The organism is Streptomyces manipurensis (assembly GCF_049570255.1).
In the GTDB taxonomy this organism is placed as follows: Bacteria; Actinomycetota; Actinomycetes; order Streptomycetales; family Streptomycetaceae; genus Streptomyces; species Streptomyces manipurensis.
Genome location: NZ_CP186950.1, coordinates 7,671,081 through 7,696,792, shown reverse-complemented (window position 1 = coordinate 7,696,792; position 25,712 = coordinate 7,671,081). Strand labels below are relative to the sequence as shown.

General features: G+C 72.0%; 20 protein-coding genes. 8 read left to right on the top strand and 12 right to left on the bottom strand.

The genetic code is table 11. The features are described from left to right. Window positions 1-11: 11 nt before the first annotated feature. Genes ACPU2J_RS35140 through ACPU2J_RS35130 form a run of 3 tightly spaced genes read right to left on the bottom strand, consistent with a single transcriptional unit; the run spans window position 12 to window position 3,384 of the window. Window positions 12-254, bottom strand: coding sequence for a hypothetical protein (locus ACPU2J_RS35140; RefSeq protein ID WP_423832397.1), 243 nt, complete (start codon window positions 252-254; stop codon window positions 12-14). Next, a complete protein-coding gene (locus ACPU2J_RS35135) occupies window positions 251-1,825 on the bottom strand; it encodes an acyl-CoA carboxylase subunit beta (RefSeq protein ID WP_423834890.1) in 1,575 nt (524 codons plus the stop codon). Before ACPU2J_RS35135 ends, ACPU2J_RS35140 begins: the two co-directional genes overlap by 4 nt. Then, window positions 1,822-3,384 carry an aminotransferase class V-fold PLP-dependent enzyme gene (locus tag ACPU2J_RS35130; RefSeq protein WP_423832398.1) on the bottom strand — a complete coding sequence of 521 codons (1,563 nt, stop codon included), beginning with the start codon at window positions 3,382-3,384 and terminating at the stop codon, window positions 1,822-1,824. Before ACPU2J_RS35130 ends, ACPU2J_RS35135 begins: the two co-directional genes overlap by 4 nt. Window positions 3,385-3,729: 345 nt before the next feature. Here ACPU2J_RS35130 and ACPU2J_RS35125 point away from each other — a divergent pair, with 345 nt between their 5' ends. After that, window positions 3,730-3,915, top strand: coding sequence for a hypothetical protein (locus ACPU2J_RS35125; protein ID WP_423832399.1), 186 nt, complete (start codon window positions 3,730-3,732; stop codon window positions 3,913-3,915). Window positions 3,916-4,060: 145 nt separating this feature from the next. Next, window positions 4,061-4,882, top strand: coding sequence for an AfsR/SARP family transcriptional regulator (locus ACPU2J_RS35120; RefSeq protein WP_420078039.1), 822 nt, complete (start codon window positions 4,061-4,063; stop codon window positions 4,880-4,882). A 695-nt stretch (window positions 4,883-5,577) separates the two neighbouring features. On the opposite strand, the gene ACPU2J_RS35115 is transcribed toward ACPU2J_RS35120, so the two are convergent. From ACPU2J_RS35115 to ACPU2J_RS35085, 7 genes are all read right to left on the bottom strand, one after another. After that, a complete protein-coding gene (locus ACPU2J_RS35115) occupies window positions 5,578-6,543 on the bottom strand; it encodes an SRPBCC family protein (protein WP_423834889.1) in 966 nt (321 codons plus the stop codon). Window positions 6,544-6,608: 65 nt separating this feature from the next. Next, window positions 6,609-8,009 (bottom strand): helix-turn-helix domain-containing protein, encoded by a 1,401-nt coding sequence (locus ACPU2J_RS35110; RefSeq protein WP_423834888.1) that lies wholly within the window; start codon window positions 8,007-8,009, stop codon window positions 6,609-6,611. Window positions 8,010-10,165: 2,156 nt separating this feature from the next. Next, window positions 10,166-10,849 carry a ScbR family autoregulator-binding transcription factor gene (locus tag ACPU2J_RS35105; RefSeq protein ID WP_423834887.1) on the bottom strand — a complete coding sequence of 228 codons (684 nt, stop codon included), beginning with the start codon at window positions 10,847-10,849 and terminating at the stop codon, window positions 10,166-10,168. A gap of 153 nt (window positions 10,850-11,002) precedes the next feature. After that, entirely contained in the window at window positions 11,003-12,022 is a 1,020-nt protein-coding gene (locus tag ACPU2J_RS35100) for an AfsR/SARP family transcriptional regulator (protein ID WP_420078043.1), read from the bottom strand. Between the two features lie 248 nt (window positions 12,023-12,270). Beyond that, complete coding sequence (locus tag ACPU2J_RS35095; RefSeq protein WP_423832401.1) at window positions 12,271-12,936, bottom strand: ScbR family autoregulator-binding transcription factor; 666 nt, start codon at window positions 12,934-12,936, stop codon at window positions 12,271-12,273. A gap of 1,484 nt (window positions 12,937-14,420) precedes the next feature. Continuing rightward, a complete protein-coding gene (locus ACPU2J_RS35090; RefSeq protein ID WP_420078045.1) occupies window positions 14,421-15,104 on the bottom strand; it encodes a ScbR family autoregulator-binding transcription factor in 684 nt (227 codons plus the stop codon). Window positions 15,105-15,251: 147 nt separating this feature from the next. Next, complete coding sequence (locus ACPU2J_RS35085; protein WP_423832402.1) at window positions 15,252-16,895, bottom strand: cytochrome P450 family protein; 1,644 nt, start codon at window positions 16,893-16,895, stop codon at window positions 15,252-15,254. A gap of 501 nt (window positions 16,896-17,396) precedes the next feature. Here ACPU2J_RS35085 and ACPU2J_RS35080 point away from each other — a divergent pair. Then, on the top strand, window positions 17,397-18,386 hold the full coding sequence (locus ACPU2J_RS35080; RefSeq protein ID WP_423832403.1) for a ScbA/BarX family gamma-butyrolactone biosynthesis protein: 990 nt from the start codon (window positions 17,397-17,399) through the stop codon (window positions 18,384-18,386). A 786-nt stretch (window positions 18,387-19,172) separates the two neighbouring features. Next, window positions 19,173-19,475: a hypothetical protein gene (locus tag ACPU2J_RS35075; protein ID WP_420078051.1), complete on the top strand. Its 303-nt coding sequence runs from the start codon at window positions 19,173-19,175 to the stop codon at window positions 19,473-19,475. Between the two features lie 405 nt (window positions 19,476-19,880). Here the strand turns inward: ACPU2J_RS35075 and ACPU2J_RS35070 are convergent, their stop codons facing one another. Beyond that, window positions 19,881-21,395, bottom strand: a complete 1,515-nt coding sequence (locus tag ACPU2J_RS35070; RefSeq protein ID WP_423834886.1) for an FMN-binding glutamate synthase family protein — start codon at window positions 21,393-21,395, stop codon at window positions 19,881-19,883. Window positions 21,396-21,549: 154 nt separating this feature from the next. Beyond that, complete coding sequence (locus tag ACPU2J_RS35065; protein WP_420078053.1) at window positions 21,550-23,235, bottom strand: acetolactate synthase large subunit; 1,686 nt, start codon at window positions 23,233-23,235, stop codon at window positions 21,550-21,552. A gap of 536 nt (window positions 23,236-23,771) precedes the next feature. Here ACPU2J_RS35065 and ACPU2J_RS35060 point away from each other — a divergent pair. The 4 genes from ACPU2J_RS35060 to ACPU2J_RS35045 all read left to right on the top strand — a co-directional run bounded on the left by ACPU2J_RS35060 (window position 23,772) and on the right by ACPU2J_RS35045 (window position 25,705). Then, a complete protein-coding gene (locus tag ACPU2J_RS35060) occupies window positions 23,772-23,984 on the top strand; it encodes a hypothetical protein (RefSeq protein ID WP_423834884.1) in 213 nt (70 codons plus the stop codon). 136 nt (window positions 23,985-24,120) lie between these two features. Then, window positions 24,121-24,414, top strand: coding sequence for a hypothetical protein (locus tag ACPU2J_RS35055; RefSeq protein WP_423834883.1), 294 nt, complete (start codon window positions 24,121-24,123; stop codon window positions 24,412-24,414). Between the two features lie 112 nt (window positions 24,415-24,526). Continuing rightward, window positions 24,527-24,928 (top strand): hypothetical protein, encoded by a 402-nt coding sequence (locus tag ACPU2J_RS35050; RefSeq protein ID WP_420078058.1) that lies wholly within the window; start codon window positions 24,527-24,529, stop codon window positions 24,926-24,928. Between the two features lie 597 nt (window positions 24,929-25,525). Next, complete coding sequence (locus ACPU2J_RS35045; protein WP_423834882.1) at window positions 25,526-25,705, top strand: hypothetical protein; 180 nt, start codon at window positions 25,526-25,528, stop codon at window positions 25,703-25,705. Window positions 25,706-25,712: the final 7 nt, after the last annotated feature.

The following is a 25,712-nucleotide window of genomic DNA, read 5'->3' as shown; positions in this document are numbered from 1 at the left end:
GTGGGTTGGGGTCAGTGGGGGCGCCAGCTGCCGGGGCGGGGGCCCCGGGCGGGCGGGGTCCGGTCCCAGGTGGCCGGTGGTGGGGGCGGGGTGGCCGGTGGTGGGGCGGGGGCGGATTGCAGGAGGGCGGTCAGGACGGCGAGGACGGCTGCGGTCTCCTCCGCCTCCAGGCGGGGCCCGCGGATCCGGAAGGCCGCCGGCACGGGAGGTGTGGGGGGTGTGGGGGGCGTCGGGTGCGCCTGGGGGCTGCTCATACGGGCGGGTTGCCGTGCTTGCGGGACGGCAGGTCGGCGTATTTGGGGCGGAGCATGGCGAGGGCTGCCACGAGGGCCTCGCGGGTGCGGGCGGGGTCGATGACGTCGTCGACGAGGCCGCGTTCGGCCGCGTAGTAGGGGTGCATGAGTTCGGCGGTGTATTCCTTGATCTTCTGTGCGCGCATGGCGTCGGGGTCGGCGGCGGCGGCGATCTCGCGGCGGAAGACGACGTTCGCGGCGCCTTCGGCGCCCATGACGGCGATCTCGTTGGTGGGCCAGGCCAGTGCGAGGTCGGCGCCGATGGAGCGGGAGTCCATGACGATGTAGGCGCCGCCGTAGGCCTTGCGCAGGACCAGGGAGATCCGCGGGACGGTGGCGTTGCAGTAGGCGTAGAGGAGTTTGGCGCCGTGGCGGATGATGCCGCCGTGTTCCTGGTCGACGCCGGGCAGGAAGCCGGGGACGTCGACGAGGGTGACCAGGGGGATGTTGAAGGCGTCGCAGAACTGCACGAAGCGGGCGGCTTTTTCGCTGGCGTGGATGTCGAGGACGCCGGCGAGGTGGGCGGGCTGGTTGGCGACGAAGCCGGTGACGTGGCCGTCCATGCGGGCGAGTGTGCACACGACGTTGGCGGCCCAGGCGGGCTGGACCTCGAAGTGGTCGCCGTCGTCGACGATTTCCTCGATGACGTGGCGGATGTTGTAGGACTGCTGGGGGTTGGCGGGGACGATCGCGGACAGGGCGGGGGTGGGCCGGTCGGCGGGGTCGTCGGCCTGCTCGTGCGGGGGTGTCTGGCGGTTGTTGGCGGGGAGCAGGGACAGCAGGTGGCGTACGTCTTCCAGGCAGCCGGGTTCGTCCTCGTAGGCGAAGGCGGCGACTCCGGAGACGGTGGCGTGGACGTCGGCGCCGCCGAGGCCGTTGTGGGTGATCTCCTCGCCGGTGACGGCGCGGACGACGTCGGGTCCGGTGATGAACATCTGGGAGGTGTCGCGGACCATGAAGACGAAGTCGGTGAGGGCGGGTGAGTAGGCGGCGCCGCCGGCGCAGGGGCCGAGCATGACGGAGATCTGCGGGATGACGCCGGAGGCCTTGGTGTTGCGCTGGAAGATGCCGCCGTAGCCGGCGAGGGCGGAGACGCCTTCCTGGATGCGGGCGCCGGCGCCGTCGTTGAGGGAGACCAGCGGGGCTCCGGCGGCGAGGGCCATGTCCATCACCTTGTGGATCTTCTCGGCGTGGGCTTCGCCGAGGGCGCCGCCGAAGATGCGGAAGTCGTGGGCGAAGACGAACACGGTGCGGCCCTCGACGGTGCCCCAGCCGGTGACGACGCCGTCGGTGTAGGGCTTCTTGGTCTCCAGGCCGAAGCCGGTGGCGCGGTGGCGGCGCAGTGCTTCGATCTCCTGGAAGGATCCGGCGTCCAGGAGCAGGCCGATGCGTTCGCGGGCGGTGAGTTTGCCTCTGGCGTGCTGGCGTTCGGTGGCGCGTTCGTCGGGGCCGGCGATCGCGTGGGCCTTGAGGGCGGCCAGTTCCGCGGTGCGGTCCAGGGCGCGTACGGGTGGGGCGTCGCTGATGGTCATCGCTGTCCTCCTGGTGGTGGGTGGGGGGTGGTGTCGTGGTCGGCCCGGTGCAGGGTGAGGTGGCCGCGCCGTCCCGCGGTGCGGGTGCGGCGGGGGGCGGGTGCCGGGGTGCGGGGGCGGTGCCCGCCGCCGGAGGCCGTGGGGGTGGCCGGGGTGGGGGTGGCGAGGGCGGGGACCGCGGCGAGGGAGGGGGCGGTGCGGGTGCCGGGACCGGCGGAGCCGGGGTCGGCAGGGAAGGCGGGGAGGGCGGGGAGGGCGGGGAGGGCGGGGAGGGCTGCTGCGGGGGCGGGGACGCTGCGGAGCGCGGGGGTGCTGCGGAGCGCGGGGGTGGCGGTGGTGCGGGGGGTGGGGAGGGTGCGTACGGGGGCCGGGGTGGGGGTGGCGGGGCGGGCGGGTGGGGTGCGGGGGGTGGGGAGGGCGGGGGCGGTGGGTGGGGTGCGGGGGTGGGGGGTGGGGTGGGTGTGTGCGTGGAGTACCTCGGTCAGGGTGTGTGCCAGGCGGTCGATGTCGTGTGCGGTGGTGGCGGGGTGGAGGCTGGCGTGGAGGGCGGGTGCTCCGGTGCGGGAGGCCGGGTGCAGGGGGTGCTCGTGGGCGACGGTCTTGGACAGGAGCACCGCGCGGCGTGCCAGGGCGTGGCGCAGGGTGCCGGCGTCGAGGTGGTCGTGGCGGAAGGCGAGGATGCCGGCCTGGCGGGTTCCGGTGGGGAGCAGGGTGATGCCGGGGATGCGGGCGAGGGCGGCGCGCAGGCGGGGCAGGTGGTCGGTGTGGGGGTGGGTGGCGGCGGGGGTGTGGTGGGTGAGGGTGTCGGCCAGGGCGGTGACGGCGGTGGGGTGGGGTGCGGGGGGCGGGGTGCTGCCGGCGGGGGCGCCCGGTTGGGGGGTGGTGTAGGCGATTCCGGTGTCCGGGGGGCCGTTGAGGAAGCGGAAGGCGTCGGCGGTGAGGAGGTGGCAGCCGGTGGCGGCGGCGTCCAGGGGCAGCAGGCCGGCGGAGTGGGAGGCGTCGAGGGCGTAGCGGGCGCGGTGGGGGGCCAGGAGGCGGCCGATGGCGGTGACGGGGTTGACGGTTCCGCAGGCCGGTGAGAGGTGGGCGACGGAGACGAGGGCGACGTCGTCGTCGAGGTGGTGGCGCATCCAGTCCAGGTCGAGGTCGCCGTCGGGGCGCAGGGGGACGACTTCCAGGCGGCAGCGGGTGCGGTCGCGCAGGGTGTGCAGGGTGTGCAGGCGGGCGACGCTTTCGTGGGGTGTGGTCCAGATGCGGTCGCGGGGGGTGAGGGGGGTGTCGCGGACGAGGGTGTCGAAGGTGTCGTCCGCGCCGGTGGTGAGGTGGGTGTGGGTGGCGGGGACGCCCCAGAGGCGGCCGAGGTGGGTGCGGGCGCGGGTGTGCGGGTCCTCGTCTGCGGTGGGGTGGTGGGGTGTTGCGGTGCCGTGGTGGTGGTCGTGTGCGGTGGTGTGGTGGGCGGGCTCGGCTGCCGTGTGCGGTGTGGGGGCGGTGCGGGCGGTGTCGAGGCGGACCGTGGGTGGTGCGGTGCGGGCCGGTGCGGTGCGGGTGGGTGCGTCCATGGGTGGGGCCTCCCTCCGGGGGATGTCGGGGCGTGGGGTCCACGGCCGTTGGATTACCAGTGGTTGCCAATCGGCTTGGCAATACATTGCCGAGCATTTCCCGGTGTTGGCAATATCGGTGGGTGTCGGCTCAGGCGAGACTCGAGTTCCGTTCTCGTTGGCAACTCCCGGCAATGCCGTTTCGGGTTTCGTTCCGGTGGGATGCGGTGCAGGTCGGGGGTGTTGTCGCGGGTTTCTCCAGGCGTTTTCGAGTGGTTGACGAGCGGATCGCGAGCGGTCGGCGTCAGTCTTCTTGGCAGAGGACTTGCCAAGAACGAATCACAGGGTTGCCACGGAGGAGTCGTCATGAAGAACGTCGTTCGCGTTGTTGCCACTGCTGCTCTGGCCTGCGCTGCCGTGCTGGCCGCTGGGGGTGGCGCGCAGGCCGGTGAGCCCATCGACTGGCCTGTCGTGCCGCGGGCCGCGGCGGGGCCGGCCGTGGCCGACGGTGGGGCGGGCGGGGCGCAGGGAGCGCGGATCGACTGGCCGTGACCGAAGACGGCTCGAAATCCGGTAGAGGAAAGAGATGGAATACCTCCACCCCGGCTAGCGTGCGCGGCACGGGGGCATTTCCTTCGCCACCGGTGGCAGAAAATGCCGGGTGACCGGGTGAATCGACGAGTGCGGAGGGGAGACCGTGAGGATTCAGGTTCTGGGTCCGTTGAGTGCCGAGGTCAACGGGGGATCCATCGTTCCGACCGCGGGAAAGCCGAGACAGGTGCTGTCGCTGCTCTCGCTGTATCCCGGACGTGTCATACCCGTCCCCACCCTCATGGAGGAGATCTGGGGGACGCAGCCGCCGCAGAGCGCGCTGACCACGTTGCAGACCTACATCCTGCAGTTGCGGCGGCGGCTGGGCACCGCGATGGGGCCGGGCTCCCCCGGCGGTGCCAAGGAGGTGCTGGCCACCCGGCACGGCGGCTATCTGCTGCAGGTGCCCGAGGACAGTGTCGACGTGCACGACTACGAGCGTCTGGTGCGCGAGGGGCAGGCGGCTTTCGAGTCCGGTGACGACCAGGTGTGCGCGGGCCGGCTGCGGCAGGCGCTGGAGCTGTGGCGGGGGCCCGCGCTGGTCGACGTACGGGTGGGGCCGATCCTCGACATCGAGGTGATGCGGCTGGAGGAGAGCCGGCTGATGACGGTCGAGCGGCGCATCGACGCCGATCTGCGGCTGGGCCGGCACAGTGAGCTGATCGCGGAACTCACGGATCTGACCGCCCGTCATCCGCAGCACGAGGGGCTGCACTCCCAGGTGATGGTGGCTCTGTACCGTTCGGGGCGGCAGGCCACCGCGCTGGATGTGTACCGCAGGCTGCGGGCCCGTCTCATCGAGGACCTGGGGGTGGAGCCCTCGCCGCAGCTGCAGCGGCTGCATCAGGCGATGCTGGCGGTCGATCCGGCGCTGGACGTGCTCGCCGGGCCGCGGCACACCTCGACGTTCGACCTGTTCGCGGCCTGAGAGCGCTCCCGGCCGACACGGCCGGACGCCCCGGCCGCCCGCCCCCGCGCAGATGCGCGGGGTGAGGCGGCCGGGGCGTTCGCGTGTCCGGGGCGGGGTGGTGGTGGGGCGGCCTGCGTGGGGCTCCGCGGCAACGGCGCGGGGCGGGGCGGGCGTTCGCCGTCTGTGGTACGGGTGCCTGCCGGGGGCGGGGGCGGCGCGGGCGGGGCGGCGTCCGTACGGCGCACGGCCCCGGGCGCGACGCGGGCGCGGCCCGGCCCGGGAACGGGCGCTGCGGGGCGGGGCCGTGGGCCCGTCCGGCCGTCGGCTGCGGGAGGTCCCGTGCCGCCCGGGTGGTGTCTCCTGCGGGCGTGCGCGCCCGGGGCGGTCGCGGCGGGTGGGGAGCCAGGGTTGTACGGGGCCGTGGGAAGCCGGGGTTGTACGGGGCGGGCCGGGGGTGCGCGGGGGGTGAGGCCGTACGGGTTCGTCCGGGCGTGGGGTGGTGGGGGCGTGGGGCGTTGGGCGGGGCCCGTCGCGGGGTGGCGGGAGTGGTGGGGGTGGTGGGGGTGGTGACGGGGGGCTGTCGTCGGGGTCGGGCCGGATCCGGGGGTGGCGGGTGCGGTCGCGGGGCGGAGGAGGGTGTCGGCGGGCGGTGTCGGCGGGGGCCGGTGTGGTGGGGATGTGTGCCGGGCGGGTCTGGCCGGGGTGAGGGGGTGTCAGTGCAGGCGGCGTACGGCGGTGCGGGCTCGCCAGGTGGCCAGGCGCAGGGTGTCGGTGGTGGTGCGGCCGAGGCGGGTGCGCAGGTGGTGGCGGGTGCGGGCGAGTTCGGCGGTGGTGGCGGGGGTGTGCGGGTGGGTGGGGGTGGGGTGGTGGAGCAGGATCTGCTGGGCGCAGGTGACGGTGGTGCCGGTGGCGTGGGGGGTCAGGGACCATTCGCCGGTGTGTGCGGCGATGGGGGCGGGGGTGGTGAGTTCCTTGAAGACGATGCGGGTGGCGGCGGGGAAGCACAGCCGGACGGTGCGGGTGGTGGTGGGCAGGCCGTCGGGGCCGGTGGTCTCCAGGGTGGCGAGCTGGATGCCGGGGGTGTCCTCGGTGACGTCGGCGAGGTCGATGTGGGGGGTGCGGTCGGGCCAGTGCCGGATGTGGTGGAGGAAGTTGTAGACGACTTCTGCGGGGCCGTCGAGGTGGACGGTGTCGTGGAAGGAGAGCAGGAGTTCGTCGAGGTGGGGGTGGTGTTCGGCGAGCCGGGTGAGGCGGGCCAGGAGGCTGTCGGTGCCGGCGTCGGGGCCGGTTTCGGGGCCGGTTTCGGGGTGGGGTTCGGTGGGGTGTTGCTGGTGGAGGGTGAGGCGGGTGCGGCTGTCGCCGTCGGGGTGGACGGTCCAGGTGCCGGTGGTGGGTGTGCCGGGGCGGGTGGTGTCCTGGCGGGTGTGGGTGATGGTGCGGGTGCGGGGGTCCAGGGTGCGCTGGAGGCGGTGGGAGCGGATGTGTCCGCCGGGGGTGAGGTCCCAGGTGCGCAGGCGTTCGCGGGTGCCGTCGAAGTCGATGCGTTCGACGTGGACGGGGTCGGGCAGCAGCAGGGGCCAGCGTTCGGCGTCGGCGAGGAGGCGGTAGACCGTGTCGGCGGGGGCGGCGATGGACACGGTCCGCGTGCTGCTGCTGGTGCGGGTGCGCTGCGGGGGCACGGCGGGCACCTTCCCCTGGGTGTGTGGGTGGTGGCCCAGCCTGCACCAGGGGACTTGAGGCTGCCTCAACCCCCCAGGGCGGGGGCGGCGGGGGTGCGGGTGTGGCCGTTGCGGGCCGGGGCGGGGGTGGTGTGGGTGGCGGGGTCGGGGGCGGCCGGGAGGGCTGCCGGGTGGGCCGGGAGGGGTGCCGGGTGGGCCGGGTGGGGTGCCGGGTGGGCCGGGAGGGGTGCCGGGTGGGCCGGGTGGGGTGTGGGGTGGGGGTGGCCGGCTTCGGTGAGGGCGTCGGCCAGGACGCGCCAGATCTCGGCGGCGAGGTCGATGTTGGCGTCGGCGTGGGCTTGTTGGGCCAGGGTGCGCAGTCCCTGGATGCCGCTGGGGTCGCCGGCGAGGATGAGCAGCCGGTGGCGCAGGATCTCCAGGCGGACCTGGCCGCGGTAGGTCATGCGGGGCTGGTCGGCGGCGAGTTGGCCCAGGAGGGTGCGGGCGTCGTTGTAGCGGCCGGTGGCGTAGGCGAGGTCGGCTTTGAGGGCGGTGAGGTCCTGGCGCAGGGCGGGGGTGCCGGCGAAGGCGAGGGCGGCTTCGGCTTCTTCCGCGCGGTGCTGTGCCTGTGGGGGGTCGGCGGGGGTCTTTTGCAGGTGCAGGCGTCCGGCGGCCAGGCGCAGCCGGATCCACAGGGTGAGGTCTTCCTGGCTGCTGAAGCGGTCGAGGGCGTCGTCGAGGCAGGTCTGGGCTCCGTGGTGGTCGCCCTGGTGCATGCGGATGGCGGCGGCGGTCCACATGGCTTCGGCCCACAGGGCGTCGTGGCGGCCCTGGACGAGGGTGGTGAGTGCGTCGGCGTGGGTGCGGGCTTCGGCGGTGCGGCCGGCTTCGGCCTGTACGGATACCAGGGCGAGCAGGGCGGTGGCCCGGTCCTCGGTGCCGAGGTGGTCGTGGAGGGCGATGCGGTGGGCTTCGACGGCGGCGTCGAGGGCGGGGGTGATCTCGCCGACGGAGCGCAGGCAGCGGGCGAGGCGGGTGAGGCCGCGGACGCGGAGTTCGGGGACGCCGACTTCTTCGCCGAGGGCGACCAGGCGGGTGAGGTGGTCGCGTTCGAGGGTGTGGTCGCCCTGGGTGCGGGCGGCGCGGGCCAGGAGCCAGAGGGCCTGCCAGCGCAGGACGGGGCTTTCGTGGCCTTCGGCGGCCAGGGCCTGACCGAGGGCGTGGGCGGCGTCGGGTGATCCGGTGGAGGCGGCGAGGGTGAGGGCGTGGGCGAGGGAGCCGGTGGCGGGTTCGGCGAAGTCTGCGGGGGTGAGGCCGAGCCGGCCGGCGAGGTAGTCGACGGCGCGGTCGGTGGGCTGGCGGGCGCCGGATTCCAGGCGGGAGAGGTAGCCGGTGGACATGCCCTGGCCGGCCAGGGCCGTCTGGGACAGGTTCCGGGCCAGCCGGAGCTTTCTCAGGCGCTGTCCGAAGGCGGGCTGTCGCAGCATGAGGTTCCCCGGGGGTCGGCGGGCAAGGAATCTGTCGGGAGCGGGCACCGAGCGTAGGGTCGGGGGCAAGGGGCGGGCAAACCTTTGCCATGGTTTCCGGGGTGTCTCTCGTGCGTTCCTGGTGTGTTCCTCGTGCGGGGCTGAGGCGTGTCTCGTGCGGGTGTGGTGGGTTCTTCGAGTGGTTCTCGACCGTGGCGAGGCAGACTCTCCACCGTCCGTGGCCGGTGCCCGGCCGCGGGGTCCTGGCTCGTGACGTGTTCCCGGCGCCCCTTGGAGTCGACGATGAGGCCATCGGTGTGTGCATCCGGCGTGGTGAGCGCGGTGGGCGCGGCGGCGGCGGTTGCGCCGGGCAGGGCCCGGGGCGGGTGTCCGGCGGTGTGGCCGGGCGGGTTCCCGGGTGCGGTGACGGCGGCGCGGTCGGCGGTGCGGGGCGGGTGCGGGGTCGGGGTTGCGGCGGTGCTCCCGGACGACGACATCGGCTGGCCCTGACGCTCCGTCGCCCGGGGCCGGGAACCCGCGGCGTGCCCCCTGCGCCCTGTGTCCCGTGCCCTGCGGCGTGCGTCCTGCGTCCTGCGTCGGCAGTGACCGGGGCGGGGTGTGTCGGGCGGGCGAGCGCGGGCCGACGGCGGCGCGGCACTGGAGGCGCGGACGACGCCCGGGGTGCCCGGGCGGGAGCGCTGTGATCAGCCGGGGTACCGGGGCCGGGCCGCCCGGGATCGGGGGCGGGGCTGTGGCCCGGCCGCAGCATCGGGCTCCTCCCCCAGGGTGACGGTACGGCTGCTGCCCCGCTCAGCCGTGTCCCGGCGCCCGGGGCTGCCCTGCCGGAAGGCACGCGACCGCATCCGGGGGGGGTACGGGCCGAACACCACCGGCGTACGGGGAGCCGGTACTGGTCGGTCGCCCGCGGCGGCCACGGCGACTCCCCCGGCCGGGGCTCCGGCATGACCGGGCCTCAGGAAGAGCTGGTGGCCGGCGGCAGCCGCCGGCGCAGGCAGCCGGGAGCGGGTCTGTGAAAGGTGCGGGAGCCGGTCGGCGAGACAAGGGCGCGGTACGGGCGGGAGCGGGCCGGCGCGGCCGCGGGGAGCGGGGCGCGGTGACCGGCCATCGGGAGGGGAGGTGTCGGTGCGGGCGTCAGGACCGGCCGGGGACGGAAGCAGGGGGGGCTGGGGGTGTGGCAGGCCGGATCGTTCGTGAAGTACGGGCTGCACGGCCGGCAGGCACCCATCTCCGCATCCGCCGGGCCAGATCCGTCGAACACGGCAGCCCCCTCGACACTCCACCGGCCCCTCCCCCACCGGGCACGAGCCGGAGCCGCCCATGGGCGGGTGACCGGCCGACAGGCAAGGCGGGCAGGAGGCTCCGTCAGGTCCGGGGACGGGAGCAGGCCCGGCAGGGGCAGGGCGCAGTACGGGCTGGTGCGGACGGGGGCCGCAGGGCCCGGGTCGTACCGGTGGGGGGCTGCGCGCCAGGGCGTGGGGAGGCCCGGGCCGCGCGGTCGGGGAACCTGCGGCATGCCTCGTACGGATCCGTTGCGCCGGCGGGACGGGACCGGCTGCGGGCAGGCGGCCCGTTCCCGAGCGGGCGCAGGAGCCGAAAGGCGGCCGCGGGCGGGCGGCAGCGGGCGGCGGGGAGCGAGCCTGTGGCGGCCGGCCCGGCCTGGGCCGGGGCGGAGCGGGCCGGGGCGGAGCAGGGTGGGCCGGGGCGGGCCCGGAGCGGAGCGGAGCGGGCCGGGCCAGCCCGGGCGGAGCGGGGTGGCGTGCGTGCCGGGGGCTGGGTGAGTCCGGGGTGGCACGGTGGGAGTGCGTCCGGGTACGGGGGTCCGGGCAGCACGCGTGGGCACCGTGCCAGGGACGGCGGCAGGCGGCAGGCGGCAGGGGCCGGACGGCAGGCGAAGGGCCGCGGGCTGTCGGCCGTGGGCTGCCGGGCAACCCGGGTGCGGGCGGCGGCGGGGTGGCCCGGGCAAGTGGAGGGAATGCTTCGGGGCTGGTTGCCGGGCCGCCGAAGGCGGGCCGGGTCCGCAGGGGCGGCCGGGGCGGGGGTGGTGCCCCTCCCCGTGCGGCCCGGGGGCTCGTCCGGCCGGACGGGGAGGGAGTCGATGGCGGCGGCGGTGTCGGTGGCGGTGAGGGTGGTGCGGGTGTGTGGTGTGTGTCCGGGGGTTACCAGCCGATGCGTGCGGCTTCCGCCTCGATGAGTTCGGCGCCGGTGCGGTAGTGGTGTTCGCGTCCGGCGGGTACGAGGCCGGGCAGCAGCAGGGTCCACAGTGCCGCGACTTTCCTGCGCAGTTCGCCGTAGGACATGCCGGTTCCCGCCATGGTCTCGATGCCGCAGGCCGCTGCCTGGACCAGGGCCTGGGCGCTTTCCCAGGTGCGGCCGGAGGCGGGCAGTTCCCCGGCGTCGCGGGCCAGGCGCAGCAGGGTGCAGACGGCGGAGAGCCAGGCGGCGTGGAAGTCGACGACGACCGGCCGGGTGCCGGCGCAGGCGCGGGGCGGGGTGCCGGCGCCGGTGCCGCATTCCTTGGTGATGCGGAAGCTGGCGGGGATGGCCGGTTCCTCGTGGAGGTTCCAGGCGAGCCAGTGGGTGATGTCGATCAGGGCCTGCAGCGGGGAGAGTCCGTCCTCGCGCAGGGCGCGCACGGCGTCGTCCAGGAGGGCGCTGCCGCGTTGCTGGACGGCTTCGGCGAGTTCTTCCTTGGACGCGAAGTGGAAGTACAGCGCGCCTTTTGTCACTCCGGCCGCGGCGGCGATCTCGCCGAGGGTGGCGTGGGCGTATCCGTTGCGGTGGAACATTTCCGCTCCGGCCCACACCAGTCGCCTCCGGGTACGTTCGGACCTTTCCTGCACCGCGCCCTCTCCTCTCGCCACCGACTGGCTCCCCCGGATCGTCCCCCGGTTCGTCTCCCCCGGTTCGTCTCCCCGGGTTCGTCTCCTCCCGGCTGCCCGCCCGGGAGGCAACCGGGTGTTGGGCCCGGGGAGTTGGACGTGCCGTCGCGTTCTTCAGACGCGGACGAGGCGTTCGCCGCCGGGCTCGGCGTGGGTCTCGGCCGGGTTCTCGGGGCCGGCCATCAGGATGGAGCGCTGCAGGCGCCTGAGGGCCACGGAGGGTTCCAGGCCCAGTTCGCGCACGAGGGTGGCGCGCAGCCGCTGGTAGACGTCGAGTGCTTCGCCGCGGCGGCCGGAGCGGTGCAGGGCGAGCATGAACTGTCCGTGGAGGTTTTCGTGGGTGCGGTAGCGGGTGACCAGCACGGTGAGTTCGGCGAGGAGTTCGCGGTGGCGGCCCAGGCGCAGGTCGGCTTCGATGCGCTGGTCCAGGGCGCACAGCCGGGTTTCTTCCAGGCGGCGGGTTTCCATGTCGAGCTGGACGCCGCCGGGGACGTCGGCGAAGGCGGGGCCGGACCACAGGGCGAGGGCTTCGCGCAGCAGGCGGGCCGCGCCGGGGAAGTCGCCTGCGTCCATGGCGCGGTAGCCGGTCCCGGCGAGGCGGTCGAACTCGCGGACGTCGAGGGTTCCCCCGCCGCTGTTGAGGAGGTATCCGCCGGGGAGGGTGACCAGGATGTCCTTGGCCGTCCGCTGCCCCCCACCCCCGCTGCCCCCACTGCCGCTGCCGGTGTTGCCGCCGGCTCTGCGGTGGGCGGGGTGGCCGTAGCCCCCGGCAGCCGCGCGCAGGCCGTCGGTACGCATCACGTCCGTGCGGCCGGCGGCGGTGAGGGCGGTGACGCCGTCGCCCGTGAGGCCGTCGCCGTCCTCGACGGTGGGGCCGGCGGGGGTGCGGGCGGCCGCGGTCTCCAGGGCGGTCGCGATCAGTGCCCGTAACTGCAGGACGTAGGTCTGCAGGGTGGTACGGGCACTGCGCGGCGGTTCCCCCGCCCACAGCTCCTCTATCAGCGCCGACACGGGCACCACCTGGTCGGCGTGCAGCGCCAGGAGCGCCAGGACCTGCCGGGGCTTGGGGGCGGTCGGCGTGATGGAGACTCCGTTCTCCCGCACGGCCAACGCGCCCAGTACATCGATGTCCACGTTGTACTCCCCTGTCCTTGGATGAGTCGCACAGCCAGTAGAAAACAGGACCGACGGTTTGTCAATATCAAACCGGTCGCGCTGTTTTGGCGGTCGAAAGTGTCCGACAGGTCGTCACAATGCGGCTGTGAGCTGGGAGTTGTGGGCGCAGGTGAGGCAGCCCGGGGGCGCTGCGGGGGCTCGAGCGGGGCTTGACGCGGGCCGGAGCGGGGTGCGGAAGCCGGGTTTTCCCGCCGGAAAGAGACCGTTCAGTCTTCTCTGTGGGGGGTGCGGGGGATGCCGGCGGGGGGCGGGGTGCCGCCGGGCAGCAGGGCGTCCAGGACGGCGGGGGCGGCCAGGCGCGGCAGCAGCAGGGCCCAGATCCGGGTGAGGGTGCGGGGGTGGACCCATTCCGCGTCACCGGCGCCGAGGACCTCCAGCCCCACGGTGGCGGCCACCACCACCCGGGCGGCGTCCCGCGGCAGCAGGCCCTCGGCCAGACAGCCCTCACGGGCCGCGGCCGCCATGGTCTCCTCCACCCAGCGGCGCCACTGCCGGCGCAGGTCCACCCCGCCGCCGAACGCCGGGTCCGCGCACAGCCCGAAACCGGCCCGCACCACCACATCACCCGCCAGCAGGGCCGTCAGCGCATGCGTGGAATCCACCAGCACCTGCAGGGAGTTCACCCCCGCCGCGGCCGCCGCCCCTCCCGCGACCGCCGTCACCTGCCGCAGCACCTGCGCGGCCCGGTCCTGAACCGCCCCCGCCAGAACGGGCTTGCTCGCGAAATGGAAATGCAGCCCCCCGGCACTGATGCCCGCATGCCGGCTGACCGCCGCGATCGACGCGGTGACATACCCCTGCTCGGCGAACACCTCCGCCGCGGCACGCACCAGGGCTTCCCGCGTACGCTCACCGCGTTCCTGCTTGACCATGGACACTCCACAAACCGCCAACGCGGTTTGCACACAAGGGACTGAAGATCTTCGCGGTCCACGGTCGGCCGGTTCACCGGAGCCGCACTCGCGTCCCGCTGGAGCCACACCGGAAACCACCCCACACCACCCACCCCCTACCCGAACCCGACCCAGCCCCACCCCGACACCCCACCCCCCTGGCCCGGGAAGGCCTGGACTGGCGAGGCGAGGCAGAGCGCCTCCGCGCCCAGGACTGGACCGGGCAGGAAGAACGCCTCCCTGGCCGGGACGGGACCAGGCAGGCAGGCAGACGCACAGGCGCAGGCGCAGGCGCAGGCAGGGGTGCAGCCCCGGGCAGGCACGGCCTCGATCCTCCGGCACGGGCTGTCCCCGGCCCCCGGGCCCCGGGAGCGGGCCCCGGGCGCGGGCCGAAGGCCCCGCCGGACCTGGCCGCGCTCCGTGCCTTCCGGCGCGGGGCGGGGAGCTGCCCTGCACGGCATCTCGGCGCAGGCCTGCGCCGGTACGGACCGCCGTACGCGAGCGGCCACCCCACCGGGGCGCAGCCGGACCGAGCCGCGTACCGGCTCTCGCCACAGCCCGGGCACGGCTTCGGACACGGTCTCCACCAGCGCGAACTGCCGTACCGTGAGCCGCCCGTCCCACCGGGACCGCAGCCGGACCGGGCCCCGTACCGGGCCGTCCGCACATGCAGGGCGCGCAGCTCGGCCAGGTCCTCGGGACCGGCACCACCAGCACGGACTGCCGTACGGCCGTACTGCGGGCCGCACACCACACCCGGAGCACCGGCCGCCCGCCTCTCCCCCGCCCCCCTGTCGCCGTGGCGCGAAGCCCACGGCCCCCGCAGGCCCGGCGGCACGCCGCAAGCACCCTCCGCAGGCCACAGGCCCAGTGGCGGCAGGCACAGCGACCGCAGGCCCACCACCAGCCCGACGGCCACAACCCCGAGGCTCCGCCGGCTCGTTGACCTGTGTGAGAACCCGCTGCGGGCACGGGCGGCGGTGGCACGCGGCGCAGGGGGCAGGGGGCAGCGATTCGCAGCGCAGCGGTTCCGGGAGCCCGCACGGCGCCCGGAACCGCGCGGCCGCACAGGGAGCGGGGGATCCACACCCCTGCGGCCGCAGGACCGCACCGAACCGCGACGCACCGCACCGAACCGCGATGGACCGGGCCGCGCCGCGCCGGACCGCGCCGCGCCGGACCGGGGCGGGCCGGGCCGGGCCGGGCCGGATGCCACTGGGCCGGTCGGCCTTCCGGCCGAGAGGCCCGTCGGGCCGGCGCTGTGCGGCTGCTGCGCAGGTGAGCGGCCGGCAGACCCTCAGCGGTACGGGCGCCCGCCCCCGCACGCAACCCCCGTGCAGGAAGGCCTCGTCCGGGCGGCGGTCCCGGGGCTTCCGGGCCCGAAGACCCCGCGCGGGAACGAGGGCTTCCTGCAGGGGGGTTGACGGGCACCGGCCGGGGGCGGGGGAAGGCGGGCCAGGGGGTCAGGAGAGGGCGGGCTGGGGCTGCGGGGGCAGGGCGGCGCTGCCGGGCGTGAGGCCCATCTCGGCGCCGACCCGCTCACCGCGGTCGGCGGCCATGTCCAGGCGGGCCAGAACGGCCGGGGTGGCGATGCTGGGGCAGATGTGCTGGTAGACGGCGGAGACCCGCTCCTCGATGTCGGCCCGGTCGCTGAGGGTCTGGGAGTAGATCTGGGCGCCGGTCCAGCACGCGGACAGGATCCAGGCCGTCTCGGCCGGATCCACGTGCGGCAGGAGCTCGCCCTGCTCCTTGGCCTGCAGCAGCAGCGTCCGGGTGAACTCGATCCACCCCGGCACCGACCCCCCGCCGAAGATGTCACGCATCCCCGGCCCCAGCGAGAGCCGCGCCCCCGCACTCAGCATCGGATCGCGTTTCATCCGGAACGCCAGAACCATCGCCACATCGATGAGTTCCTGCAGCTTGCTCTCCCGGTGCGGGACCCCGCCCTCGGCGAACTGCTCGTCCAGCACACCCTGCGCCAGCTCCTGCTTGGAGGAGAAGTGAAAGTACAGGGCACCCTTGGTGACGCCCGCCCGGGAGAGGATGTCCGCGATCGTCGCAGCGTCATAGCCACGCTCGTCGAAAACCGCCGCCGCCGCTTCCAAGATCGCGCGTCGCGTACGTACCGCACGCTCCTGCCGTGCCACGGGTGCCTCCGTTGTCCATGGGCCGTTGCCTGCGGACCGGTTGCCGCCGATCCACACCCCCATTAAAACCAACCAGAAGGTCCGATTGTTTTCAAGCACGCCCGACACCACCCACACCCCACCCACACCCGACCCCCACCCGAGCCGTCAGCGACCACCACCGCCGGCCGGCACCCCGAGCACCACCGGCAGCCGCGCCAGCCCGTTGGAAATGAACGACTCCACCCGCGGCAACCCACCCACCACACCCTCCCCGGCCACACCGTCCGGGGGCGTCTCCTGGGCCAGGACCGCATCGGGGAACCGCTCGAAGAAACGCCGCAACGCGATCGCGCACTCCGCACGCGCCAGCGCCGCCCCCAGACAGTGATGCGTACCGAACCCGAACGACAGATGCTGCCCCCGCGTGGGACGCAGCACATCGAACCGGTCCGCATCCGCACCGTGCACCGCCGGATCCCGGCCCGCCGCACCGAAGGACACGATGATCGGATCACCCCGCCCGATCACCACCCCCTCCCCCATGTCGATGTCCTCCACCGCGAACCGCAGCAACCCGTAGAACGCCGGCGCATCCACCCGCAACGCCTCCTCCACCGCGTCCTCCCACGACGCATCCCCCCGCCGCACCGCCGCCAACTGCCCCGGATCCGCCAGCAACCGGTGCAACGCCGTACAGATCAAATTCGCCGACGTCTCATAACCCGCCGTGAACAACAAGATCAAATTGTCCAGCAACTCCTTCTCACTCATCCCCCGCCCCACACCGCCACCACCAGCAGCCACACCGCCACCACCACCGCCGCCGCCGACAGGACAGCCCCCCTGCCCCACCCCACCCCACCCCGCCGCCCCGCCACGGCCACCACCAGGACCCACCCCGCCACCCACACCCACGCCACTGCCGTCCCCGCCGAAGCCCCCGACGCCGCCCGGGCCCTGACCGCCCGCACCCGAACCCGAACCGCCGGCGGCGGTGGCGGTGGCGGTGGCGGCCCGACCGTCCCTGCCGGGGCCTTCCCCACCGCAACCGCCGTCCCCACCGGAGGCGTCGCCACCGGGGCCTTCCCCACCGCAACCGTCTCCGCCGGGGCCGTGTCCGCCGGGGCGGCCGTCCCCGTGGCCGTCGCGGGCCGCGATCAGCGCGCTGGTCAGGTCGTCCCCCGGATGCGCACGCCGGTAGGCCACCAGATCCGCCATCGTCACATCCAGGTCCGCGGCATTGCGCTGCGCGTCCTCGGCACTGATACCCGTGTCGAAGAACCCCTTGATGATCTTGTGGAGCGGGGCCCAGGACCGCTCCGGTATCCCGAACAGCTCGAACACCACCCGCGTCGGCAACTCGTGCGCCAGCCGCCCCCGCAGATCCACCACCTCACCCGGCCGAGCCGCCGCCAACGACTCCAGCAGCTCCCCGGTGATCTCCTCGATCCGCGGTCTCATCGACGCCACCCGACGCGTGGTGAACGCCCCCGCCACCGGCCTGCGCAACCGGGCATGCTCCGCACCGTACGCAGTGATCATGTTCTGCACCGACACCCAGATCGCCAGCGGCCACCGCTCACCGACCTCACCGTCGATCCACGCCGGCCAGTGACGGTAGGCATCCTTCGACACCCGCGGATCCGCAAGCAGCCTGCGGATCTCCGCATGACCGTTCACCGCCCACGCACCCACCCCACCCGGCAGCACCACCCGCACCGCAGGCCCCCGCCCACGGATCAAAGCAGCCTCGGCATGCACATCCGACCCCGCCGCATCGATCTCGACCGGGCACTGACGACGGTTCATCACAACAACACTCCACAAGGGCGGCGGACTCGGCAACAGGGCGCGACAACCCGTCCACACCCCGCATTTCAAAACCGCCCATCCGGTTCTTGATTCACCGGCGGCGGCCCCGAGTCTGGCACGACCCGCCCCGCATGCCAATGGTTTCCGGGACACCGGGCCCGCCACCCGCCCCCGACACCGCCCCCACACACCCCCACCCCGCCCGCCCACCTGAACACCAGACGGCAACGCCCTTGCGGACCAGGGCATTCAACCCGAAGAACCACCCACGAACACCAGCCACGAGCCGCCCGTCACACCGGCCACAACCCCGCCCGAATTCCCTGGTCCACGCCACGCACCCCCACCCCCGGCCCCCCGCCACCCCCGGGCAGGCCCGCCGGCACCCCACATCCCCACCCACCGAATCCCTTGCAAAAGAAACCGGAGAGTACGTATCTTGCGTCTCGCGAACGCAACCCGACCCATCCGTCGAACGGCTCTGCGGGAGAAGGTCCCATGACCATGCTGACGATTCGCCACAACACACCCGCCCCGCCCCTCACCCCCGCGGGCGAACCCTGGACACGGCACACCACCCCCCGCACCCTGACCACCACCGTCCCCAGGGAATACGTCCACCGACGCTCCCACGCCGAGGTCTTCCTCACCGGCTGCCACCGCACCGGCCCCCACACCTTCACCCTCACCGGCCAGTGGCCCCGCGCCCACACCTTCTTCACCAGCCCCGACGGCACCCGCCACGACCCCCTCCAAGTCGGCGAAACCATCCGCCAAAGCGGCCTCTACCTCTGCCACACCGCCTACGGCGTCCCCCTCGACCACCACATCCTCCTGTGGAGCCTGGACTTCACCACCCACCCCGACCAACTCCACATCGGCACCACCCCCACCGACCTCACCATCACCGCCACCTGCACCGACTTCACCCGCAAAGGCAACCGCCTCACCGGCACCCTCCACGCCACCCTCCACCGCGGCAACCACACCACCGGCCACGGCACAGCACACTTCACCACCATCCCCCCCACCACCTACAACCGCCTCCGCCGCCCCCACACCACCCCACCCACCCACACCCCCACCACCCCCAACCCCACCCGACACCACACCCCCCTACCCCCCCTCACCCCCACCACCACCGGACGACACCACCCCCACGACGTCATCCTCACCCCCACCCACAACCCCCACCAATTCACCCTCACCCCCGACCTCACCCACCCCATCCTCTTCGAACACACAAACGACCACCACCCCGGCATGGTCCTCATCGAAGCCGCCCGCCAAGCCACCCACCACCTCCACCACCCCCACCCCTACACCCCCACCACCATCACCACCCACTTCCACACCTACGCCGAACTCCACACCCCCACCACCCTCACCACCACCACCCACACCCCCACCCACACCACCATCACCGCCCACCAAAACAACAACCCCATCTACACCACCACCCTCACCACCAACCCCACCAACCCATAACCACCAAACAGTGGTCTCGCCCCTCACTGCCGCAACCACCCCACACACAGACCGGCACACGACCACACGCAACACGCCACCCACGCAGCGCCGTCCAAGACCTCATTTCGAGATCTGACATGTGACGACCGGCCGGTGACTGGACTCATAACCGTGACCGCTGCCTTGAGGAACTCGAGCACAACCGCCAGCCCACTCCACCCGGCAACGAAACCGGGCTAGGAAAACGCGCGTCAGCTCCGCACCGGGCTTACGGCAACCGGGCGCAAGCCGATCAGCGGCATGCCGGCCCAAAGACATGCCGCTGCCACACACGCACCACCTGAACCCCGCCCAACCCCCGCCACTGGCGTTGGAAGTACTTCGGGAGCCAAACCAGCGACGGACAGCGACACCCACCAGAACGACCCACCGGCCCGCCACACCCACCAGAAACACCCACACCCACAACCAACCGCCAAAACCCAAACAGAAACACCACTGCGAGAGTTCTTCGAGGCAAATGCTGGCTTGCTCACCATCTTCCAGCTGCCGGTCCACCCCCTGGCCTCAACCCGCAGGAGGACTTCTTGTTGCTGGTCAAGCGGGGCATCGCCACCCTCGCCGCTCCTGACGTCGGCCAGATCACCACGCGGTGAAACACAAACTCACGATGCTCCAGTACTCGCCGGAGGTGCTCGACCGCTGCTTGGCGACCACTGGCTTGAGCATGGATCCGGCCCCTGACCCACGCCGTGACGAAAACATCTGACCGCTTACGGCGCCAGGTATGGCAGCGTCATCGCCATGTCCTTGCTGACCTGGGAATACGAAGGCGACCTGTTCTGTGCCCTCACCACCGAAACAGGCACAACCGAAAACCGCACCACACACTACGAACTCAGTGAAGCCCGCGCGATTCCAGCCGGAACCCCTTCTGCACCCACTTTGCCCACTCCAGGACCAACAGCCGTGACGGTACTTGTCCACCCACCCGCGGAGAACAAACCACCAGAGGTCTACTTCGACGCGACGCAAACCCTCCCCTTCGCCGTCCTCCAGCACTTCGTGACGCTCGTCGCCTCGCGCTTGGAAAGCACAGAACCGTAGAGCAGCCATCCTGAAAACACAGCCAAAGCCAAGACCAACAACACGAGTTCAAGCCCAGCACCCCTGCCCCTGTCGCAAGCGGGCCCACCCGCCAGGCCGCCGAAGCACGCACTTGCCGCCCGACGCGACAGGCGCTGAATCCACACAGCAACCTTCCATACGGCCCGCGAAGTGGGCAGGGTCTGCCCACGGTGCATCGCAGACACCGCCCGCCACGACCAGGCCCAGGCCCAGGCCCAGGCCCAGGCCCAGGCCCACCAGCGTGAGCACCCACGTGCAGCGGTCACACCAGCCCTTTGACCTGTGAATTCAAGTTTGACGCAAGCTCGCTGCCCGCACCGCCGTCCACTCGGTGGGCGTGCTGCGCAGGGCATGCGGTTGAAGACAGGTGGCCGGGTGGCCGGCTCAGGGGGTGAGCAGTTCGGCTATGTCATGGGCGAGCTCCGGCCCGAGCGAGCCCCAGCCGTCCTTGTAGCCGTACACGCTCCCCAGGGTGCGGGCGTCGTAGTCGCCGTTCAGGATCTCTATGTCGGTGGGGGTGATGAGCGACGGGTGGGGGACACCGACGGCGCCCGAGACCTTGAGCAGCTCCTTGCGCAGGGTGCGCAGGTACATCGCGGCCCGGATGCCCTTCGAGGGCGCGTCGATGCCGCGCGCCAGCCACGGGTTCTGGGTGGCGATGCCGGTGGGGCACTTGTCGGTGTGGCACTTCTGGGCCTGGATGCAGCCGATGGACAGCATCGCCTCACGGCCCACGTTGATCATGTCGACGCCGAGGGCGAACGCGACGACGGCGTTCTCGGGCAGGCCGAGCTTGCCGGAGCCGATGAAGGTGATGTCGTCGGTCAGGCCCCGCTCGGCGAACACGCCGTAGACGCGGGAGAAGCCCACGCGGAACGGCAGCGACACCGAGTCGGCGAAGATCTGGGGAGCGGCCCCGGTGCCGCCTTCCCCACCGTCGACGGTCACGAAGTCGACCCCTCGCTCACCCCGCTCCATCAGCGTGGCGAGTTCCTCCCAGAAGTCCATCTCCCCGATGGCGCTCTTGATCCCGACCGGCAATCCGGTCTCCGTGGCCAGCAGTTCCACGAAGTCGAGCATCGAGTCCACGTCGTGGAACGCGGTGTGCCGCGACGGCGAAGCGCAGTCCTCGCCCGCGGGAATGCCGCGGATCTCGGCAATCTCGTCGGTCACCTTCGCGCCCGGCAGCATGCCTCCGAGCCCCGGCTTCGCGCCCTGCGAGAGCTTGATCTCGATCGCCTTGACGGGCGCGTCCGCGACCACGGACTTGAGCTTGTCGAGGTTGAACGTCCCGTCCTCGTTGCGGCAGCCGAAGTACGACGTACCGATCTGGAGGACGAGGTCCCCGCCGTTGAGGTGGTAGGGCGACAGCCCGCCCTCGCCGGTGTTCTGCATCGTCCCGGCCAGCGCCGCGCCCTTGTTGAGCGCCGTGACGGCCGCGCCGGACAGCGAGCCGAAGCTCATCGCAGAGATGTTGACCACGCTCGCCGGGCGGAACGCCTTCGCGCGGCCGCGCGGCCCGCCGAGCACCTTGGCCGAGGGCAACGCCGCTTGCGGGTCGCTCGGATCGGGCAGCGCACCGGCGAACGTACGCTGCTTCACGTATGCATGCCCCTGCTCGTGCTCGATGTCGTTGTCGGTGCCGAACCCGAAGTAGTTGTTCTCCCCCTTCGCCGACGCGTAGATCCAGCTGCGCTGGTCACGGCTGAAGGGACGCTCCTCGTCGTTGGACGTCACGATGTACTGCCGTAGCTCGGGGCCGATCGTCTCCAGCACATACCTGGCGTGTCCCACCAGGGGGAAGTTCCTCAGCAGCGCGTGCTTCTTCTGCACGAGGTCACGGGCGGCCACCAACGCCAACCCCGTGGCGGCTGCCGCACCTATGCTCCGAGCACGCATCACCATCGTTCCTCTCCTCGACCGTTCGAACCTCACGCTGGCCGTCTACCCCGCGCCGCGGAAATGCCACGCGATGCCGGAGACCAGTCGGCACCGCCCTTGCGGGAGGGCCGTCGCGCGGCCCGTGCGGGGGTCGGGCCGCGCCGCGGGCGGGTCAGAGCGCCGAATCGAGGTGCCCGAGGTGCTTGATGAGGTTCATGTTCTCGGCGTAGTCCACCGGGCAGTTGATGATCGACACGCCCGGGTCCGCCAGTGCCTCACGGAGCGTCGGCAGCAGGTCCCCGGCGGACTCGATGTGGTAGCCCTTCGCGCCGAAGCTGCGGGCGTACTGGACGATGTCCGGGTTGCCGAAGTCGGTGTTGGAGTTTTCCCCGACCTCCAGGTCCATCTTCCACTTGATGAGCCCGTAGCCGTTGTCCTCCCAGATCAGCACGGTCAGCGGAATGTTCTCGCGGACCGCCGTCTCGATCTCCTGGGAGTGCATGAGGAACGAGCCGTCGCCGACCGCCGCCAGCACCTTCGTCTGCGGCCTGGCGAGCTGGACCGCGAGCGCGCCCGGCAGCGAGAAGCCCATGGTGGACAAGCCGTTGGAGATGAGGCAGGTGTTCGGCGCGTACGTCGGGTAGAGCCGGGCCATCCACATCTTCAGCGCGCCGGTGTCGACCAGCACGATGTCGTCGCGACCGAGCGCGGCGCGGGTGTCGGCGATGACGCGCTGCGGGGCGAGCGGGTAGCGCTCGTCCGCGGCGCCCTGCTCGAGTTCCTTGGCCAGCAGCGCGCGGGTGGCCGTGGTGTCCGCGTCGTCGATGGTCCAGCGCAGGCCCTTGAGTTCGGTGGCGAGGGCGTCGAGGGAGGCCGAGATGTCGCCGATGATGCCGACGTCGACCGAGTAGCTGTCGTCCACCTCCGCCGGGACGCGGTGGATGTGGATGATCTTCTTGTCACCGTCCGGGTTTATCCGGGACGGGTCGAACTCCTGCAGCTCGTAGCCGACGGCGATGATGACGTCGGCCTGCTCGAACCCGAAGTTGGTGTAGTCGCGCCGCATGAAGCCGAACGTGCCGGTCGCGCAGGGGTGGTCGTCGGGCAGAACGCCCTTGCCGTGGAAGGTGGTCGCCGTCGACACGTCGAGTGCGGTGGCGAACGCCGTCAGCGACTCCGCGGCGCCGCCGCGCGCCGCGCCGTGTCCGGCGAGGATCACCGGTCGGCGGGCCTCCCGCAGCAACTCCGCCGCTCGCTCGATCTGCTTCGGGGACGGTGCCTCGGGCTGTACGACGTTCCTGCGCAGCGGGCGCAGGTCCGAGCCGTCCGTCGCCGCGTCGACGTCCTCGGGCACGGCGAGGTAGACGGCGCCGGGCCGCTCGGACTCCGCGGTCTTGAACGCGCGCCGCACCATCTCGGGGATGGCCTGGGTGGCCGGGACCTCCGCCGACCACTTCGTGACCGGGGCGAACATACTCACCAGGTCCACGAACTGGTGGGACTCCTTGTAGTTGCGCTCCTTGCCGACCTGCGCGGTGATCGCGACGACGGGCGTGCTGTTCGTCATGGCGTCGGCGACGCCCAGCATCAGGTTGATCGCGCCGGGACCCAGCGTCGCGGACATCACGCCGGCCGAGCCGGTGAGCCGGCCGTGCATCTCCGCCATGAAGGACGCGGCCTGCTCGTGCCGGGTGAGGACGTAGCGGATCTTCTCCGAGCGGGCGAGGGCGTTGGTGAAGCGGATGTTCTCCTCGCCGGGTACGCCGAACACCACCTCGACGCCCTCGTTCTCCAGGCAGCGAACCAGGAGTTCGGCCGCTCCGTCGGGGGTCTGCTTCCGGTGCTCGGCGTCGCTCACGCTGATCGTGTCCTCTCCTGAGTTCTGGCCGCGCCGATGGGCGGGCCGGTCAGCCGTCTACCCCGGCCGACCGGCCGCACTCAGAAGCTCACCCCGGTCCAGAAGGAAGCCCACCGCGTCCTCGCGACCGGATGGGCACCGGCCAAGCACTGCTTCGCCCATCTCAAGTACCGGCGAATCCTGATCAAGCTCCGCACCGTTCCCGCCCGTGGCACCCGACTCCAACTGCGACTTCAGGTTGGCGGGGGCTCACTGGCCACCGAACGGTGACCACACCAGCCACCAAGACGGACACCACACGAAACCCACACCCCCGCACCACCGCGACACACCGCGACGCACCAACCAGCACACGACAACGTCGTCGCCTCGGCGAAGCCCGAACGAGACATCCGGCCGGCACCCTGACGCCATGGAAGCCTTCGCAGAACACGAGCGTCGCCGCTCCATCACCGACGCCGACTCCCCGGCCCGGCACATGAGAGCAGCCGCGGGACGACGGCGTGCCGCGGCACCACACATCGAAGGCGTTGCCGGTGTCCTACACCGCATCCGACGAAGCAACAGCCGACCAGCTCGCCGCCGAACTCGACTGCGGCCCACGCTGGACAACCCGAGAAGACGGCGCCGAGCTGATCACACAACTCCGATCACTGACCACTGACACCGACCCAGAAATCTGCGCCGAGGGCCAGCTTCGCCTCTCGCGCCTCCACCGACATGAAGAGCGGCCAACGCCCAACCCGTGATGACACCGGACAACCCCGGGCTCCACGGCCAGGCCCGCCACCAGGAGGTAGCGATCGATGAGAGCGCTGCTCGATGGGTCATGGAAACAGGCTGGACGTGCTCCGGCGGAATCCCTGCTCGTGCATACTGCCCGCCATGAGCGCAGACCACAGAACTCGGCAGGCGGCGACCCACATCGTGAACCTCGTCCTCACAGAGGACTACCAATACCTGGACGCTCTGCCGGACGCCGTGGAAATCGAGATCGTCACCCCTCTGTCTGCGGTCGGCCAGGCCCTGAACGAGGGAACACCGCACGAACTGGTGCGGGCAGTGCGGTTGTTCCTGTCATGCGCTCTGCCCATGGAGGGCGAGATGCCAGCCGACCTTGCCGCCGCAGTGACCGAACTCCGCTTCAGCCTCACACAACCGAGCACGACCAGGTTCTGACTTCTTGTTGGCGTCAGCCCAACGCTGTGGTGTGACCTGGCGTGCGAGGCTGTGGGCCATGACGCCTTCGATAGTCCGCGGACTTGCTCTGCCTAACCAACTGGCGTCCCTCATGGATCGCGGCCTCTGGCGTCACCCGGGCGATGCCATCCTGACGAAGGTCATTCCGTGGTTCGAAGACCCGCTTTCCTTCGTGTGCAGCCCAGAGCAGATGACGTTCGCGTCCCAAGCAATGGACCTGCTCGCCGACGATCCACACTCCACCTACTTCCGCGTGGCACGTGGAAGCAGGGCAGCCATCCCGCTCGAGCTACCGTGGCTCGATGCAGAACAGGCTGTGCTGATTGCCATCACCCGCAACCCCGGCGACGACGGAGCCCTGGCACTCGACTATCGGTCCGACCCCTCAGAGCCTCGCGTCGTAGGCAGTGACTTCCGGGCAGACCCGAGCATGTGTCGGTGGCGGGTGGTGGCGCCTACCTTTTCGGGCTTCGTTGTGGATTTGGGCCTCTAGAGGCCGGCATGTCACGGAGACACGACGGAAGCGGCATACCCCCGCCGCAGCCGATGACCGACTTCGCCGGACGACTGTGGAACGCCCGGCACGAACTCCGCGTCAGCCCAACGTGGGCTGTTGTCCGGCAGGGAGCAGGCGGCATTGCATGGCCTGCTCGTGTACTCCGCCATCCTTCCCGGGCTCTAGCCGATACGGGCAGGCCCGAGGCGTGCGCGTCACGGAGTCCGTCAGCAGACCGTCCGTGAAGCGAGCGCCCACACCGTCCTCGATCGCCCAGCCGGCCGGAAGCGCGCGGCTTGCCACGGCAGCCCGATAGGACGATCGGCGGCCTGCCTCCGTGTCGCAGTGCGGGCAGACCGAACCTGACAACAGGGCCGGCCCGTCGGAGAGATGAGTCAGCGGTCCGAGACAGCCAAGGCCTTGGTGGTGCCGCGGTGTGCCGCGCCAACCACTTCCAGTGCACGTGTCGTCGTACTTGCACGGGTGCTCCACCGAGTACGGCGTTCGGTGCGCCGCTCTCGCCTCCGGCTTTCAACCGCCCCGTGGACCTGGCGCGGCTCCTTGCGGAGTACTGTCGCCCTGAGAGGGGGCGTGATGGAATCGCTCGGAACTCTGTTTGTGGCCGCAGCCTGGGGCGTTCCGCTGTTCAGCCTGCTGGGTGGCATGATTGTCATTGCAGTCAGCGTACGTTGGCGCCGCCGAACGATCAGCGCGCTGGAGAAGGCCGAGGAAGAGCACGCACGAGCAGTCCTGCACAGCTCGCGTCCGAGGTGATCGTGCA